This window comes from Streptomyces sp. 3214.6 (assembly GCF_900129855.1).
Lineage (GTDB): Bacteria > Actinomycetota > Actinomycetes > Streptomycetales > Streptomycetaceae > Streptomyces > Streptomyces soliscabiei.
On sequence record NZ_LT670819.1, the window covers coordinates 2,946,345 to 2,963,113 of the forward strand.

Below are 16,769 nucleotides of genomic sequence, written 5' to 3' on the forward strand. Positions count from 1 at the left end.
CACGCGAACGGGCCGGGTCCGTGACGGACCCGGCCCGTTGGCGTGGTCGGGGGTCAGCCCATGTGCGGGTACGTGTAGTCGGTCGGCGCGACCAGCGTCTCCTTGATGGCGCGGGTCAGCGTCCAGCGCATCAGGTTCTGCGGGGCGCCGGCCTTGTCGTTGGTGCCGGAGGCACGGCCGCCGCCGAAGGGCTGCTGGCCGACGACGGCGCCGGTCGACTTGTCGTTGATGTAGAAGTTGCCGGCCGCGTAGCGCAGCTTGTCCATCGTGTACGCGGCGGCCGCGCGGTCGCCCGCGACGACGGAGCCGGTCAGCGCGTAGTCCGACACCGACTCCATCTGGGTCAGCATGGCGTCGTACTGGTCGTCCTCGTAGACGTGCACGGCGAGGAACGGGCCGAAGTACTCGGTCGTGAAGACCTCGTTCTGCGGGTCGGAGCACTCCACGACGGTCGGGCGGACGAAGTAGCCGACCGAGTCGTCGTAGCTGCCGCCCGCGACGATCGTGCAGGTCGGGTCCGCCTGCGCGCGGTCGATGGCCGCCTTGTTCTTGGCGAACGCGCGCTCGTCGATGACCGCGCCGATGAAGTGCGACAGGTCGGTGACGTCGCCCATGGTCAGCTGGTCGACCTCGGCCGCGAACTCCTCCTTGAAGCCGGAGTTCCAGATCGACGCCGGGATGTAGGCGCGGGAGGTCGCGCTGCACTTCTGGCCCTGGTACTCGAACGCGCCCCGGGTGAGGGCGGTCTTGAGGACGGCCCGGTCGGCGCTCGGGTGGGCGACGACGAAGTCCTTGCCGCCGGTCTCGCCGACCAGCCGCGGGTAGGAGCGGTACTTCTCGATGTTGGCGCCGACCGTCTTCCACAGGTACTGGAAGGTCTTCGTCGAGCCGGTGAAGTGGATGCCGGCCAGGTCGCGGTGGGCCAGGGCGACCTTCGACACCTCGATGCCGTCACCGGTGACCAGGTTGATGACGCCCTTGGGGAGACCGGCCTCCTCCAGCAGCCGCATGAGCAGCACGGCGGCGTGGGTCTGCGTCGGGGACGGCTTCCAGACCACGACGTTGCCCATCAGCGCGGGCGCGGTGGGCAGATTGCCCGCGATGGCGGTGAAGTTGAACGGCGTGATCGCGTAGACGAAGCCTTCGAGCGGGCGGTGGTCGAGGCGGTTCCAGACGCCCGGCGAGTTGGCCGGGGGCTGCTCGGCGAGGATCTGGCGGGCGTAGGCGACGTTGAAGCGCCAGAAGTCGACCAGCTCGCAGGGACAGTCGATCTCCGCCTGCTGGGCGGTCTTGGACTGGCCGAGCATGGTGGAGGCGGCGAGGGTCTCGCGCCAGGGGCCGGCGAGCAGTTCGGCGGCGCGCAGGATGATCGCGGCGCGGTCGTCGAAGGACATGGCACGCCAGGCGGGCGCCGCGGCCAGGGCCGCGTCGACGGCGTCCTGCGCGTCCTGCTGGGTGGCGTTGGCGTAGGTGCCGAGGCGCGCCTTGTGGTTGTGCGGCTGCACGACGTCGAAGCGGTCGCCGCCGCCCATCCGCTGCTCGCCGCCGATGGTGCAGGGCAGGTCGATCGGGTTGTCGGCCAGCTCCTTGAGCTTGGCCTCCAGCCGGGCGCGCTCGGGCGAGCCGGGGGCGTAGCCGTGCACCGGCTCGTTGACGGGGGTGGGGACCTGGGTCACAGCGTCCATGTTTTCCGTGACTCCTTCTGAGCGGGTGTGACGGGTGTTTCGGGCGGGGGTGGTGGGCTCAGCCCTTGCTGACCATCGAGCGGACGAAGAAGCGCAGGTTCGCCGGCTTCTCCGCGAGGCGCCGCATGAAGTAGCCGTACCAGTCGGTGCCGTAGGCGGTGTAGACGCGCATACGGTGCCCTTCGGCGGCCAGCCGCAGGTGCTCGTCGCTCCTGATCCCGTACAGCATCTGGAACTCGTACTCGTCGAGCTTGCGTCCGGCCTTGCGGGCGAGTTCCTGCGCGATGGAGATGAGGCGCGGGTCGTGGGAGCCGATCATCGGGTACCCGTCGCCCTCCATCAGAGTCCTCAGGACCCGGACGTACGCCTTGTCGATCTCCTGCTTGTGCTGGTGGGCGACCTCGGCGGGCTCCTTGTACGCGCCCTTCACGAGCCGTACGCGGCTGCCGCTCGCGGCAAGCCGGCGGGCGTCGGCCTCGGTGCGGAAGAGGTAAGCCTGGATGACGCAGCCGGTCTGCGGGAAGTCCTTCCGCAGCTCCTCGTGGATGGCAAACATCGAGTCGAGGGTGGTGTGGTCCTCGGCGTCGAGGGTGACGGTGGTGCCGATGGCGGCGGCGGCCTCGACGACCGGGCGCACGTTGGCGAGGGCCAGCTCGTGGCCGCCGTCCAGCGCCTGGCCGAACATGGACAGCTTGACGGACATCTCGACTCGCTCGCCGAGTTCCAGCTCCCTGAGCCGGTCGACCAGCTCCAGGTACGCGTCCCTGGCCGCGGCGGCCTGTTCGGGGGTGGTGATGTCCTCGCCGACGACGTCCATCGTCAGCTCCAGACCCTTCGCGGTGAGCTCCTCGATGATCGGCACGATGTCGTCGACCCGCTCGCCGGGGATGAAGCGGTCGACGACCTGTTTCGTCACCGGGGCCGCCGAGATCAGGCGTCGCATCCGGTCGCTGCGCGACGCGGCGAGAATCACGGGACCCAGCACGGGGCACCTCCACAAACCAGCAGATAGAACCACCGTGAAACCTAAGGATCCCTCCGATCGTGGGCCATCGACAGCTGTCACGCATCCGTGCCGCAGATCTCAGACAGATGTATGAAGGATCGGCGGAGCGGGGGAGAATGCCCATGTGACGGCCGACAACAGGGGTGACTACCAGGAGCTGGTCGACGAGATCTCGGAGCTGCTCGGCGCCCCCGCGACGCTGGAGAACCGGGACTTCGAGCTGCTCGCCTTCGGCGTGTACGACAGCGAGGGCGAGCTGGACGCGTCCGCGCTGGACCCGGTGCGCACCCGCTCGATCCTGACCCGTCGCTCCACGGCCGCCGTCCGCTCGTGGTTCGAGGGCTTCGGCATCACACGCGCCGACGGTCCGGTCCGGATCCCGCCGACCCCGGAAGCCGGCGTGTACCGGGGGCGGGTGTGCCTTCCCGTCCGCCATCGGGGCGTCGTCCTCGGTTACGTGTGGCTGCTCGACGACGATCCCGGGCCGTCGGACGCCCAGCTGGCGGCCGCGATGGAGGTCACCGGCCGGATCGGGGCCCTGCTCGCCGACGAGGCCCAGCACGGCGCCGACCTCACCCGGGAGCTGCGGGCGGTGCTGACCGCGCAGCCCGGCTGGCCGCGGGACATGGCGGTGGCGGAGCTACGCACGGCGCTCGGCGCCCGCGCCGACGGCCCGCACACGGTGGTGTGCGTGACCCCGTGGCCGTCCGCCGACCCGGACGACGCCCCCTCGCTGCGTACGCTGCCGGGGGCGACGGCGCTGTGCACGGTGCCGCGGGGTGGCGCCTCCCAGGCGCTCGAGCCGGTGGGGGATGCCCAGTCGCTGGCCCTGCTGGTCCGTCTGCGCGCGGCGGACACCCTCGCTCCGGCCACGTCGGCGGCGGCCCGGCTGCTGGAGCGGGCACGTCAGGCGTCGACGGGAGAGGTCGCGGCGGGGGTCGCCGCCGGGCGCGTCGGTCTGACGGAACTCGGCCCGGCCTGGGAGGAGGCGTCGGCGTCGGCGCGGGCGGCGCTGGCGGAGCCCCGCCTCGGCCCGGTGGCGCGGTGGGCGGCCATCGGCCCGTACCGCCTGCTGACCGCGCTGCCCCCGCACACCGCCCAGGACCCGGCCGCGGCGGCCCTGTTGTCGCCCGCCCACCACGAACTCGCCCGCACGGCCGAGGTGTACCTCGACTGCGCGGGGCAAGCGGGCCGCACGGCAGCGGAGTTGGGCATCCACCGCCAGACGCTGTACTACCGCCTCTCCCGCGTCGAACAGCTCACGGGCCTGGACCTGGACGACGGCGAGGACCGGCTGCTGCTGCACATGGCGCTGAAGGGGGCACGACTGTAAAGGGACGGCTGCAAGGCACGGCTGTCAGGAGCGGCCGCAAGGCACGGCTGCAAGGCACGGCTGCAAGGCACGACCGCCTAATGAAAACGATTATCGTCATGCTAAGGTCGGCGCAGCTCCCCTTGACCACCCCTTTACCCGGAGGGTTCCGTGCGCCTGCCCGCTCGCCGTCTGCTCCCCGTCACCGCCCTCACCGCGGCCTCCGCGCTGCTCACCGGCTGCTTTTCCGGGACCCCCGCCGAAGGAGCCGGTGACGGCCGCCGCATCCGCCTCGCGATGATGCAGCCCCCGCGCTCGGGCCTGTCCCCGCTCTCCGACGACGCCTTCAAGCTCTCGCGCTGGTCGACCGCCGAGACCCTCGTCGAGCTGGACGCGGACGGCGATCCGAAGGCGTCGCTCGCCACCGAGTGGCAGCAGTCGGGCCGCACCTGGACCTTCGAGATACGCAAGGGCGTCACCTTCCACGACGGGACGGGGCTCGACGCCGACGCCGTCGTCAGATCGCTGGCCAAGGCCGCCGGCGCCTCCCCCAAGCCGCGCATCCTGGACGGCGTCGAACTCACCGTGCGGGCCGCCGACGCCGACACGGTCACCGTGACCACCGCCGACGAGGACCCCCTTCTCCCGCAGCGGCTCAGCTCGCCACAGCTGTCGATCCTCGCGGCGAAGGCATACGCGGGGAAGACGGTCGACCCGGTCGGCGCAGGCACCGGACCCTTCGAGCTGACCGAGGTGAACGGCACCTCCGCCGCCACCCTCGACCGCTACGACGCCTACTGGGGCGCCAAGGCCAAGGCGCCGGGCATCGACGTACGGTTCGTGCCCGACGGCACCGCCCGCGCCGCCGCCCTGCGCAGCGGCGAGGCCGACATCGTCGAGGCGGTGCCCGTCTCGCAGGCCGCGCTGCTCGACGAGGACCTCGTCACCGAGGTGCCGATGCCCCGCACCAACACCCTCTACCTCAACACCGGGAAGGGCGTCTTCAAGGACGCCTCGCTGCGGGCCGCTGCCCGGGAGGCCGTCGACGCCGAGTCGATCGTGAAGGGCGTGTACGAGGGGCGCGCCGACGTCGCCGAGGGGCTGCTCGGGCCCGCGCTGCCGTGGGCGGCCGAGCTGCGCAAGCAGGTGACCCGGGCCGAGGCGGGCGACCCGGCCGGCAAGACCGTCACCATCGGTACGTTCACCGACCGCGCCGAGCTTCCCGAGGTCGCCGCGGCTCTCCAACAGCAGCTGCGGAAAGCCGGGTTCACGGTGCGGCTGGAGGTGCGCGAGTACGCCAACATCGAGGCGGACGCGCTGGCCGGCGCCTTCGACGCCTTCATCCTCTCCCGGGCCACCGTCCTGGACTCCGGCGACCCGGCCGCCTACCTCTACAGCGACTTCGCCTCCGACGGCTCCTTCAACATCGCCCAGCTCGACGACCCCGCCGTGGACGCCGCGTTGAAGAGGGCCGGCCGGACGCCCACCGGTGACGCGCGCCGCCGGGCCGTCATCGCCGCCGAGGCCGCGGTCCTCGCCACCGACGCGGCCGTGCCCATGCTCCACGAGCGGGTGATCCAGGGCGACGCCGCCGGGGTCGTCGGCGCCGCGCATGACCCGCGCGAGCGGGAACTCGTCACGGCCGCCACGTACGTCAAGTGAGGCCCACCGCAGCCGCGTTCACGCGGGCTGTCTCGCTCCTCGCGGTCGTCGCCGCCGTCGGCCTGCTGCCCTGGCTGTCCGGTCGCGACCCCGCCCTGACCGTCCTACGTGCCCGCTCCGCCGAACAGGAACCCACCAAGGAGGCCCTGGACGCGATCCGCCGCGACCTCGGCCTGGACGCCGGTCCCCTTTCCCTGCTGGGGAGCTGGGCCGCCGACCTGGCCCACGGGGACCTCGGCACGTCCTGGGTCTCCGGCGCCGGCGTCCTGCCGTCGGTGCTGCCAGGTCTCCAGGTGTCCCTCGCCCTGATGGGCGCGGCCCTCGGGGTGGCGCTGCTGCTCGCCGTCGCGCTGGTCGCGCCCGTGCTGCTGCGGGGGCGGGCCTCGGCCGGCGCGGGCGCCGCGATGCTGGCCGCCGTACCGGAGTTCCTGCTGGCCACGGTGGGTCTGCTGGTGTGCGGGGTGTGGCTGGGGTGGCTGCCCACCTCGGGGTGGGCGGGCCCGGAGCATCTGATCCTGCCCGCCGTCGCCCTCGGCGTCCCGGCGGGCGGGCTGCTCGGCCGGCTGGTCGCGGACGCGCTGCCCGCCGTGCTGGACGAACGGTGGGTGGAGCTGTGGCGGGGCGCGGGAGTGAGCCCCGTCCGCGTCTCGGCGGCCGCCCTGCGCCGCGTACTCCCGTCGCTGGTCCCGCAGTTCGCGATGGCGGCCGTGGGTCTGACGGGCGGCGCGGTCGCCGTGGAGACGGTGTTCGCCGTGCCCGGCATCGGCCGGACGGCCCTCGGCGCGGCCAAGTCGCAGGACCTGCCGCTGCTCCAGGGCTCGGTGCTGGCCCTGCTGCTGCTCGGCCTGGTCACCGGCGCGCTGGCGGCGCTCGTCCGCCGTCGGCTGCTGGGCCCGGCCCTGCGGGACGCCTCGCTGACCCTGCCCCGGGCCCGCCCGGTGCGCACGCACCCGACGATCCCCGTGACCCTCGCCGTCGTCCTCCTCACCACGATCGGCTGGGGGCTGCTGCGCGACCCGTACGCGGTGCACACGGCCGTCCGGCTGGCCCCGCCGTCCTGGGCGCATCCGCTCGGCACCGACGGACTCGGCCGTGACGTGCTGGCCCGGCTCGGCCACGGCGCCGCCACTACCGTCGGCACGGCGGCGGGCGTCTGCCTGCTCAGCCTGGTCCTCTCGCTGGCCCTGGGCTTCCTGCCGGGCGTCGCGGCGGGCGCGGCGGACATCGCCAACGCGCTGCCGCCGGTCATCGTCGGCATCCTGGTCGCCGCGGTGGCCGGACCCGGCGCCGGCGGCGCGGCCCTCGCGGTCGCCCTGATCTCGTGGCCGCCGCTGGCCGCGCACGCGGCGGCGCTGGTGCAGGAGGTACGGGCGTCGGCGTTCCTCACCGCCCAACGGGCCATCGGCGCACCCCCGTCGTGGATCCTCACCCGGCACGTGCTGCCGTCGGTCGCCGCGCCGGTCGCCCGCCACGCGCTGCTCAGGCTGCCCGGCATCGCCCTCGCTCTCGCCTCCCTGGGGTTTCTCGGCCTCGGCGCCCAGCCGCCCGCCCCTGAGTGGGGCCTGCTCCTCGACGAGTCCCGCGCCTACGTGGAACGGGCCCCGTGGGCCGCCCTCGCCCCGGCGGTCGCGCTCGCCCTGCTGGCGGGGCTCGCGGTGTCGGGAGCGGCGTACACACAGGGGCGCGCGGTCAGGAAGGAGACCCCCGTTGGCGTATGACGTGTTGTTGTCCGTGTGTGATCTGCGGATCGGCTTCGCCGGTGCGGAGGTGGTGCGCAGGGTGTCGTTCGACGTGCGGGCGGGTGAGGTGTTCGCCCTGGTGGGCGAGTCGGGCGCGGGCAAGAGCCTGACGGCGCGGGCGTTGCTCGGCATGCTGCCGAGAGGTGCCACGACGTCCGGTACGGTCCGCCCGGACCTGTCCGGCGCGCGGGGTCGCCGTATCGCGCTGGTCCCGCAGGACGCCCTCTCGGCGCTGTCCCCCGTGCACCCGGTCGGCGACCAACTCGCCGCGGCCGTACGGTCGGTGAAGGGCGTCTCCCGGCGGGAGGCCCGTGCCCGCGCGGTGGCCGCACTGGACCGGGTGGGCATCCCCGACGCGGCCCGCGCGGCACGCGCGTATCCGCACGAGTACTCCGGCGGCATGCGCCAGCGGGCCGTCATCGCGATGGCATGCGTCAACGAGCCGGAGATCCTGGTCGCCGACGAACCGACCACCGCCCTCGACGCCGACCGCCGGGAACGCGTGCTGGAACTGCTCGCGGAGCAGCGGGAGGCGGCCGGGGCGGCGCTCGTGCTGGTCACCCACGACATGGACGCGGTACGACGCCACGCGGACCGCGTGCTGGTGATGTACGCGGGCCGCGCCGTGGAGACCGGCCCCGCCCAGCAGATACTGGCCCACCCCCGAGCCCCCTACACCGCAGCCCTCCTGGCCGCCCTCCCCCACCCCGACGGCCCTCGCCCCGGCGAGTCACGTCGGCGCCTGGTCGCCCTGCCGGGCGTCCCGCCCGGTCCCGGCGCGGTCCCGCCCGGCTGTGCCTTCGCGCCGCGTTGCCCGCTGGTCGCGGAGGTCTGCCGCCGTGAGGACCCGGTCGCGCGGGAGGTGGGTCCCGGCACGGGCGGAGGGCGGCTCGTCGCCTGTCATCGCGCCACCGAAGTCACCGATCCCTTCAGGGAGTTCGCATGACCCGCCCTCTGCTGGACGTTCGCGACCTGGTCGTCCGCCACGGCGCGACGACCGCCGTCGACCATGTCTCCTTCGCCCTCGAACCGGGTGAGACCCTCGCCCTCGACGGCCCGTCCGGCTGCGGCAAGTCCTCCACCGCCCTGGCCGTCCTCCAGCTGCGCCGCCCGGACGGCGGCGAAGTCCACTTCGAGGGAAGGGAGTTGACGTCCCTCACCGAACGTGAGCTGCGCCCGCTGCGTCCTCGTATGCAACCGGTCTTCCAGGACCCGTACGGCTCCCTCAGCCCTCGCCACCGCATCCGCGACGCGGTGGCCGAGCCGCTGAAGGTGCAGGGCCGCTGGAGCAGGTCCGACGGCCCGGCCCGCGTCGCCGAACTCCTCGACCGTGTGGGCCTGGACCCCTCGCACGGCGACCGCCGGCCGGCCGAGCTGTCCGGCGGCCAGTGCCAGCGCGTGGGCATCGCCCGCGCCCTCGCCTCCGACCCGCGCCTGCTGGTCCTGGACGAGCCGGTGTCGGCCCTGGACCCGTCCGTGCGGGCCGGCGTGCTGAACCTGCTCGCCGACCTCCAGGACGACCTGGGCCTCGGCTACCTCTTCATCTGCCACGACCGGGCCGTCGTACGGCACTTCGCGGACCGGGTGATCGAGATGCGGGACGGCCGAGTCGATCCGGTCGACCGGATCGGCGGGGTCACTTCCCGTCGGCCGCCTCGATGACCCGGCGCAGCCCTTCCGTCAGGTCGTCGGCCGTCGTCGCGCTCTCCGGATCGAAGAGCCACTGCACCATCAGGCCGTTGAGCAGCGCCTGATAGAAGCCGCCGACGGTCTGGACGGTGCGGTCGTCGAGCGTGGACTCCTCCTGCCCGGTGAACATGGCGACCAGCCCGGAGCGCCCCTCGATCTGGGCCTCGGCCATCAGTTTCCGCAGCTCGCCGACGCGGTCCCCTTGCGTCGCGATCTCCAGGCTGGCCGCCCAGACGGGCTTGGACTCGTCCATGGTCGCCAGCATCCGCGTCCACACGCTGCGAAACCGCTCCAGCGAGCCTCCCTCCTCGGTGTCGCGCCGGTCGGCCGGGTCGAACTTCTCGCCCCACTCCTGCACCAGCTCCACGAACGCCTGGGTGAGGAGGGCGTCCTTCGAGCCGTAGTGGTAGCCGATGGACGCCAGGTTGGTCCCCGACTCCTTCACGATGTCGCGCGCCGTCGTGCGCACGAACCCCTTCTCCAGCAGGCAGCGCTTGGCGCCTTCGAGCAGATCCTCACGGTGTCCCATGCCCGCCACCCTACCCCGGATCCATACAACCGTCCCAGACGCATGACTTATACATTCGTTCTAGACAACCGTTTAATACGTCCGTACAGTTCTCGGCATGACGAACTCGACGAGCACCACCACACCCCCGGCGGCCCGCGCCGGCCGCCGCGAATGGACCGCCCTCGGCGTGCTGATGCTCCCGCTGCTGCTGGTCTCGATGGACGTCTCCGTCCTCTACTTCGCGATCCCGGCGATCAGCGCCGACCTGGAGCCGAGCGGCACACAGCAGCTGTGGATCTTCGACATCTACGCCTTCGTCCTGGCCGGCCTGCTGATGACGATGGGCTCGCTGGGCGACCGGATAGGCCGCCGCAAGCTCCTCCTGATCGGCGCGGCCGCCTTCGGCACCGCCTCCCTCATGGCGGCCTACGCGAACAGCGCCGAGACCCTGATCGCGGCCCGCGCGCTCCTCGGCATCGGCGGCGCGACCCTGATGCCCTCGACGATGTCGCTGATCCGCACGATGTTCACCGACCCCGGCCAGCGCGCGAAGGCGATCGGTCTGTGGTCCGGCGTGATGACGGCAGGCGTCGCACTCGGCTCGGTGATGAGCGGGGTGCTCGTCGAGTACTTCTGGTGGGGCTCGGTGTTCCTGGTCAACCTGCCCGCGATGGCGCTGCTGCTGGTCCTCGGCCCTATCCTGCTGCCCGAGTCCCGCGACCCGGCCCCCGGCCGCTTCGACTGGCCGAGCGTCCCGCTGTCGATGGCCGCCCTGCTCCCCGTGATCTACGGCCTGAAGGAGATCGCCGCCGAGGGCTGGCACACCGAGTACATCGTCTCGATCACCTTCGGCCTGCTCTTCGCCGCCCTCTTCGTCCACCGCCAGCGCACGGCGGACTCACCGATGATCTCCCCGCTGCTGTTCCGCGGCCACGGTTTCGCGCCCGCCGTCGTCCTCAACCTCGTCGCCTCGTTCGGGATGATGGGCTCGGCGTACTTCACCACGCAGTACCTTCAGTCGGTCCTCGACAAGAGCGCGCTGGAGGCGGCCCTGTGGGCGCTGCTGCCCTCGGTGCCCATCGGCATGACCGCCCCGCTGGCCACCTCGCTGGTCCAGAAGGGCGTCAACCGGGCCTACGTCGTGACGGCGGGCTTCGTGATCGCCGCGGCCGGCTACACCCTGCTGCTCTTCGCCGGCACCGACTCCCTGTGGCTCGTGCTGGTCGCCTGCGGGGTCCTCGCCTCCGGGATGGTCGTGGTCGTCTCCCAGATGACGGACCTGGCGATAGGCGCGGCCCCGGTCGAGCGCGCCGGCTCGGCCTCCTCCCTGCTGGAGACCGGCGGCGAGTTCGGCGGCGCCCTGGGCATGGCGGTCCTCGGCTCCATCGGCACGGCGATCTACCGCCACGACATCCCGGCCTCCGCACCGGCCCCGGCCCGGGAGACCCTCGGCGGCGCACTCGCGGTCGCCGACCACCTCCCGGGGCGCACGGGAGACGCCCTGGCGACGGCGGCGCGGGAGGCCTTCACCCACGGCATGCAGGGCGCGGCGATCGCGGCAGCGGTGCTGCTGACGGGGGCGGCGGTGGCCGCGTCAGCGACCCTGCGGAGGATCCGGGTGAAGTAGCAGGCCATGCAAAACGCCGGACGGGCTGACCAAGTCAGCCCGTCCGGCGTTTGAGGACGAGGCCCCTTCAGGGCCGAAGCGGGGGCCTGGGGGCGGCAGCCCCCAGGGACGGCAACCTCAGACGAGGTTCACCGCACGAGCGGACGTCGCGCCGATCTCCTCGGCAACCTCGGCCAGCACCGCGACAGGCACCGTGTCGTCAACCGTGAGCACGGCCAGCGCCTCGCCGCCGGCGACCGCGCGAGCGACCTGCATCCCGGCGATGTTGATCCCCGCCTCGCCGAAGATCCGGCCGACGGTGCCGACGACGCCCGGACGGTCCTCGTACTTCAGGACGACCATGTGGTCGGCGAGCGCGAGGTCGACGTCGTACTCGCCGACCGCGACGATCTTCTGGAGGTGCTTCGGACCGGCCAGCGTGCCGGAGACCGACACCTCCTCGCCGTCCGAGAGCGTGCCGCGCACGGTCACGACGTTACGGTGGTCGGCCGACTCGGAGCTGGTCGTCAGCCGCACCTCGACGCCGCGCTCCTGCGCGAACAGCGGGGCATTGACGTACGACACCGTCTCGTCGACGACGTCCTCGAACACACCCTTCAGAGCGGACAGCTCCAGCACCTTCACATCGTGCTGGGTGATCTCGCCGTACACCTCGACGTCGAGGCGGACCGCGACCTCGCCGGCGAGCGCGGTGAAGATACGGCCGAGGCGCTCCGCGAGGGGCAGACCGGGCTTGACGTCCTCGGCGATGACACCGCCCTGGACGTTCACCGCGTCCGGCACGAGCTCACCGGCGAGGGCGAGCCGCACGGAACGCGCGACCGCGATACCGGCCTTCTCCTGCGCCTCGTCGGTCGAGGCGCCGAGGTGCGGGGTGGAGACGACCTGGTCGAACTCGAACAGCGGGGAGTCCGTGCAGGGCTCCTTCGCGTACACGTCGAGGCCGGCACCGGCGACCCGGCCCTCCTTCAGCGCCGAGTACAGCGCCTCCTCGTCGACGATCCCGCCGCGCGCCGCGTTGACGATCCGCACGCTCGGCTTGACCTTGCGCAGCGCCTCGTCACCGATCAGACCAACCGTCTCGGGGGTCTTCGGCAGGTGCACGGTGATGAAGTCGGAGACCTCCAGCAGCTCGTCCAGCGAGAGCACCTTGACGCCCATCTGGGCGGCCCGGGCGGGCTGGATGTAGGGGTCGTAGGCCACGACCTTCATGCCGAAGGCGGACATGCGCTGGGCGACCAGCGCACCGATCCGGCCCAGACCCACGACGCCCAGGGTCTTCTCGGCCAGCTCGACGCCCGTGTACTTGCTGCGCTTCCACTCGCCGTTCTTCAGCGCGGCGTTGGCCTGCGGGATGTGGCGGGCGGTGGCGAGCAGCAGACCGCAGGCCAGCTCGGCGGCCGTCACGATGTTCGAGGTGGGGGCGTTGACGACCATCACGCCGGCCTTGGTGGCGGCGGAGACGTCGACGTTGTCCAGGCCGACGCCGGCTCGTGCGACGACCTTCAGCTTGTTCGCGGCGGCGATCGCCTCGGCGTCGACCTTGGTGGCCGAGCGGATCAGGATCGCGTCGACGTCGGCGATGGCCGGGAGCAGTTCGGCTCGGTCCGCTCCGTTGCAGTGCCGGATCTCGAAGTCCGGGCCAAGCGCGTCCACGGTCGCGGGCGACAGCTCTTCAGCGATGAGTACGACAGGTTTCGAGCTCACGTGAGTCCTCACAAGTCCAAAGCGTGCGGACGGCCGTCCCGACGGCCGCAGGCGGAGGAGGGGCTAGCCGCGTGGAAGACGCACGACGCTGTGGGCCTGAACGCGTATGTAGTGCAGCAGTGTAGTGCTGCGCCGGAGGTCGCCTTACGCCTCCGCGAAAGGATCACCCGTCCGTGGCAGGACGGAATGGACAACGGGGCCGGAGCGACTCGCTCCGGCCCCCTGCCCCGAGGCTCACGCCTCGTCGTTCACCCAGCTCATCAGCTTGCGGAGCTGCTTGCCCGTGGTCTCCAGCAGGTGCTCGGAGTCCGCGGTCTTGTACTCGTTGTACTTCTTCAGGCCGCCGTGGTACTCGTCCATCCAGTTCTGGGCGAAGGTGCCGTCCTGGATCTCGGCGAGGACCCGCTTCATCTCGGCCTTGGTGGCGTCGGTGATGATGCGCGGGCCGGTGATGTAGTCGCCCCACTCGGCGGTCTCGGAGACGCTCCAGCGCATCTTCTCCAGGCCGCCCTCGTACATGAGGTCCACGATCAGCTTCAGCTCGTGCAGGCACTCGAAGTAGGCGATCTCCGGCTGGTAGCCGGCCTCGACCAGGGTCTCGAAGCCCGCCTTGACCAGCGCCGAGGTGCCACCGCACAGCACGGCCTGCTCACCGAACAGGTCGGTCTCGGTCTCCTCGGTGAAGGTCGTCTTGATGACGCCGGCGCGGGTGCCGCCGATGCCCTTGGCGTACGACAGGGCGAGCGCGAAGGCGTTGCCGGTGGCGTCCTGCTCGACGGCGGCGATCGCGGGGACGCCGCGGCCCTCCTCGTACTGGCGGCGGACCAGGTGGCCCGGGCCCTTCGGGGCGACGAGCGCGACGTCGACGCCCGCCGGGGCCTTGATGAAGCCGAAGCGGACGTTGAAGCCGTGCGCGAAGAACAGCGCGTCGCCGTCCTTCAGGTTGTCCTTGATGGACTCCTCGTAGACCTGGGCCTGGATCGGGTCCGGGATGAGGATCATGATGACGTCGGCCTCGGCGGCGGCCTCGGCCGGGGTCACCACGCGCAGGCCCTGCTCCTCGGCCTTGGCCTTGGACTTGGAGCCCTCGTGCAGACCGACCCGGACGTCGACACCCGAGTCGCGGAGCGACAGCGCGTGGGCGTGGCCCTGGCTGCCGTATCCGATGACCGCGACCTTGCGGCCCTGGATGATGGACAGGTCGGCGTCGGCGTCGTAGAACAGCTCGGCCACTTTGGGTTCTCTCCTTGTGTGCAGGTGTTGCGTCCCACCGTATGACGGCGGGCGGAAGGGAAGTTTCGGGGTCTCGGCATACGGGCGGTACGCGGGCGGCCGGGGTCGTCCCGACCGCCCGGAACCATCCTTACGCCGACCGGTCGAGAGCGCGCAGCGAGCGGTCCGTGATCGAACGGGCACCGCGGCCGATCGCGATCGAGCCGGACTGGACCAGCTCCTTGATGCCGTACGGTTCCAGCATCTTGAGCATGGCGGTGAGCTTGTCGCTGCCGCCGGTGGCCTCGATGGTGACGGCCTCCGGGGAGACGTCGACGGTCTTGGCGCGGAACAGCTGGACGATCTCGACGATCTGCGAGCGCGTCTCGTTGTCGGCGCGCACCTTCACCAGAACGAGTTCGCGGTGAACGGCCTGTCCCGGCTCCAGTTCGACGATCTTCAGCACCTCGACGAGCTTGTTGAGCTGCTTGGTGACCTGCTCCAGCGGCAGGGCGTCGACGCTCACCACGATCGTGATGCGGGAGATGTCGGCGTGCTCGGTGACGCCGACGGCGAGCGAGTCGATGTTGAAGCCTCGGCGGGAGAACAGGGCGGCGATCCGGGCCAGGATGCCCGGCTTGTTCTCCACCAGGACGGAGAGCGTGTGCTTGGACATGTCTTCTTTACGTCTCTCTCGCTCAGTCGTCTTCGTTGTCGCCGAAGTCGGGGCGGACGTCCCGGGCGGCCAGGATCTCGTCGTTGGAGGTGCCGGCGGCGACCATCGGCCACACCATCGCGTCCTCGTGGACGATGAAGTCGACGACGACGGGGCGGTCGTTGATCGAGTTCGCCTCCTCGATGACCTTGTCGAGGTCGTCCGGCGACTCACAGCGGATGGCGTAGCAGCCCATGGCCTCCGACAGCTTCACGAAGTCGGGGACACGGGTGCCCCGGGCCTCCGGGTTGACGTCGTTCGGGCCGGAGTGCAGCACGGTGTTGGAGTAGCGCTGGTTGTAGAACAGGGTCTGCCACTGGCGGACCATCCCGAGAGCGCCGTTGTTGATGATGGCGACCTTGATCGGGATGTTGTTCAGGGCGCAGGTGGTGAGTTCCTGGTTGGTCATCTGGAAGCAGCCGTCGCCGTCGATCGCCCAGACCGTCCGGTCCGGGGCGCCGGCCTTGGCGCCCATCGCGGCCGGGACCGCGTAGCCCATGGTGCCCGCGCCGCCGGAGTTCAGCCAGGTTGCGGGCTTCTCGAACTGGACGAAGTGCGCGGACCACATCTGGTGCTGGCCGACGCCCGCGGCGAAGATCGTGTTCTCGGGCGCGAGCTGCCCGATGCGCTCGATGACCTGCTGCGGGGAGAGCGAGCCGTCGGACGGCTGGTCGTAGCCGAGCGGGTAGGTCTCGCGCCAGCGGCTGAGGTCCTTCCACCAGGCGGTGTAGTCGCCCTGCTGGCCCTCGCTGTGCTCCTTCTGGACGGCCTGGACCAGGTCGGCGATGACCTCGCGCGCGTCCCCGACGATCGGGACGTCGGCGGCGCGGTTCTTGCCGATCTCCGCCGGGTCGATGTCCGCGTGGACGATCTTGGCGTACGGCGCGAAGCTGTCGAGCTTGCCGGTGACGCGGTCGTCGAAGCGGGCGCCGAGGGCGACGATCAGGTCGGCCTTCTGCAGACCGGTGACGGCGGCGACGGAGCCGTGCATGCCGGGCATGCCCAGGTGCTGCGGGTGGCTGTCGGGGAACGCGCCCAGCGCCATCAGAGTGGTGGTGACGGGCGCGCCGGTCAGCTCGGCGAGGACCTTCAGCTCGGCGGTCGCGCTGGCCTTGAGGACGCCACCGCCGACGTAGAGGATCGGGCGCTTGGCGGCGGTGATCAGCTTGGCGGCCTCGCGGATCTGCTTGGCGTGCGGCTTGGTCACCGGGCGGTAGCCGGGCAGGTCCATGGTGGGCGGCCAGGAGAACGTGGTCTTCGCCTGGAGGATGTCCTTGGGGATGTCGACCAGGACCGGCCCGGGGCGGCCGGTGGAGGCGATGTGGAAGGCCTGCGCGACGACCCGCGGGATGTCCTCCGCCTTGGTGACCAGGAAACTGTGCTTGGTGATCGGCATGGTGATGCCGACGATGTCCGCCTCTTGGAAGGCGTCCGTACCGATCGCCTTGGACACGACCTGCCCGGTGATCGCGACCAGCGGCACCGAGTCCATGTGCGCGTCCGCGATCGGAGTGACCAGGTTGGTGGCGCCCGGCCCGGACGTCGCCATGCACACCCCGACCTTGCCGGTGGCCTGGGCATAGCCGGTGGCCGCGTGACCGGCGCCCTGCTCGTGACGGACCAGCACGTGACGCACCCGCTCGGAGTCCATCATCGGGTCGTACGCCGGCAGGATGGTGCCTCCGGGAATGCCGAATACCGTGTCGGCGCCGACCTCCTCGAGAGAACGGATGAGGGACTGCGCACCCGTCACGTGCTCGACGGACGCGGAGTGCTGTCCTCCGGATCGGGGCCGCGGCTGCGGATGGGCCCCGGTGGCCTGCTCGGTCATCGGCATTCTCTTCTCGATGCTGAGGGTTTTACTGAGGGTCTTACTGGGGTTCGCCTCGGGTCGTGCGGCGAGG

At 71.5% G+C, this 16,769-nt stretch carries 13 protein-coding genes; 6 read left to right on the plus strand and 7 right to left on the minus strand.

Annotation, left to right across the window (positions count from 1 at the left end; genetic code table 11):
* Positions 1 to 53 precede the first annotated feature (53 nt).
* Together pruA and B5557_RS13115 are read right to left on the minus strand one after the other, a co-directional pair.
* Entirely contained in the window at positions 54 to 1,685 is a 1,632-nt protein-coding gene (gene pruA, locus B5557_RS13110) for an L-glutamate gamma-semialdehyde dehydrogenase (protein WP_079659293.1), read from the minus strand.
* A gap of 58 nt (positions 1,686 to 1,743) precedes the next feature.
* Entirely contained in the window at positions 1,744 to 2,670 is a 927-nt protein-coding gene (locus tag B5557_RS13115) for a proline dehydrogenase family protein (protein WP_079659294.1), read from the minus strand.
* Between the two features lie 145 nt (positions 2,671 to 2,815).
* Here B5557_RS13115 and B5557_RS13120 point away from each other — a divergent pair, with 145 nt between their 5' ends.
* The 5 genes from B5557_RS13120 (at position 2,816) to B5557_RS13140 (ending at position 9,066) form a co-directional block, all read left to right on the plus strand.
* A complete protein-coding gene (locus B5557_RS13120) occupies positions 2,816 to 4,024 on the plus strand; it encodes a PucR family transcriptional regulator (RefSeq protein ID WP_079659295.1) in 1,209 nt (402 codons plus the stop codon).
* Between the two features lie 150 nt (positions 4,025 to 4,174).
* Entirely contained in the window at positions 4,175 to 5,665 is a 1,491-nt protein-coding gene (locus B5557_RS13125; RefSeq protein WP_079659296.1) for an ABC transporter substrate-binding protein, read from the plus strand.
* Positions 5,662 to 7,383 (plus strand): ABC transporter permease subunit, encoded by a 1,722-nt coding sequence (locus B5557_RS13130; RefSeq protein WP_079659297.1) that lies wholly within the window; start codon positions 5,662 to 5,664, stop codon positions 7,381 to 7,383. The genes B5557_RS13125 and B5557_RS13130 overlap by 4 nt, the downstream gene beginning before the upstream one ends.
* Positions 7,373 to 8,350, plus strand: coding sequence for an ABC transporter ATP-binding protein (locus B5557_RS13135; protein ID WP_079659298.1), 978 nt, complete (start codon positions 7,373 to 7,375; stop codon positions 8,348 to 8,350). Before B5557_RS13130 ends, B5557_RS13135 begins: the two co-directional genes overlap by 11 nt.
* On the plus strand, positions 8,347 to 9,066 hold the full coding sequence (locus B5557_RS13140; protein WP_079659299.1) for an ATP-binding cassette domain-containing protein: 720 nt from the start codon (positions 8,347 to 8,349) through the stop codon (positions 9,064 to 9,066). Before B5557_RS13135 ends, B5557_RS13140 begins: the two co-directional genes overlap by 4 nt.
* Here the strand turns inward: B5557_RS13140 and B5557_RS13145 are convergent.
* The gene (locus B5557_RS13145) at positions 9,041 to 9,622 is read right to left on the minus strand and encodes a TetR/AcrR family transcriptional regulator (RefSeq protein ID WP_079664754.1); all 582 of its coding nucleotides are present in this window, start codon (positions 9,620 to 9,622) and stop codon (positions 9,041 to 9,043) included. The two genes, B5557_RS13140 and B5557_RS13145, sit on opposite strands and share 26 nt — an antisense overlap.
* Before the next feature lie 97 nt (positions 9,623 to 9,719).
* On the opposite strand from B5557_RS13145, the gene B5557_RS13150 reads away from it, so the two are divergent.
* A complete protein-coding gene (locus tag B5557_RS13150; protein WP_079659300.1) occupies positions 9,720 to 11,231 on the plus strand; it encodes an MFS transporter in 1,512 nt (503 codons plus the stop codon).
* A gap of 117 nt (positions 11,232 to 11,348) precedes the next feature.
* On the opposite strand, the gene serA is transcribed toward B5557_RS13150, so the two are convergent.
* From serA to B5557_RS13170, 4 genes are all read right to left on the minus strand, one after another.
* Positions 11,349 to 12,938, minus strand: a complete 1,590-nt coding sequence (serA, locus tag B5557_RS13155) for a phosphoglycerate dehydrogenase (RefSeq protein WP_079659301.1) — start codon at positions 12,936 to 12,938, stop codon at positions 11,349 to 11,351.
* A 234-nt stretch (positions 12,939 to 13,172) separates the two neighbouring features.
* Positions 13,173 to 14,171, minus strand: coding sequence for a ketol-acid reductoisomerase (gene ilvC / locus B5557_RS13160; protein ID WP_079659302.1), 999 nt, complete (start codon positions 14,169 to 14,171; stop codon positions 13,173 to 13,175).
* Between the two features lie 130 nt (positions 14,172 to 14,301).
* On the minus strand, positions 14,302 to 14,826 hold the full coding sequence (ilvN, locus tag B5557_RS13165; protein ID WP_079659303.1) for an acetolactate synthase small subunit: 525 nt from the start codon (positions 14,824 to 14,826) through the stop codon (positions 14,302 to 14,304).
* Positions 14,827 to 14,848: 22 nt separating this feature from the next.
* Complete coding sequence (locus B5557_RS13170; protein ID WP_107472588.1) at positions 14,849 to 16,696, minus strand: acetolactate synthase large subunit; 1,848 nt, start codon at positions 16,694 to 16,696, stop codon at positions 14,849 to 14,851.
* Positions 16,697 to 16,769 lie beyond the last annotated feature (73 nt).

Excerpts from the sequence above, each read along its gene's own strand:
- pruA (WP_079659293.1), bottom strand. The coding sequence starts at position 1,685 with ATGGACGCTGTGACCCAGGTCCCCACCCCCGTCAACGAGCCGGTGCAC.
- B5557_RS13140 (WP_079659299.1), top strand. The coding sequence starts at position 8,347 with ATGACCCGCCCTCTGCTGGACGTTCGCGACCTGGTCGTCCGCCACGGC.
- B5557_RS13145 (WP_079664754.1), bottom strand. The coding sequence starts at position 9,622 with ATGGGACACCGTGAGGATCTGCTCGAAGGCGCCAAGCGCTGCCTGCTG.
- B5557_RS13150 (WP_079659300.1), top strand. The coding sequence starts at position 9,720 with ATGACGAACTCGACGAGCACCACCACACCCCCGGCGGCCCGCGCCGGC.
- ilvN (WP_079659303.1), bottom strand. The coding sequence starts at position 14,826 with ATGTCCAAGCACACGCTCTCCGTCCTGGTGGAGAACAAGCCGGGCATC.
- B5557_RS13170 (WP_107472588.1), bottom strand. The coding sequence starts at position 16,696 with ATGACCGAGCAGGCCACCGGGGCCCATCCGCAGCCGCGGCCCCGATCC.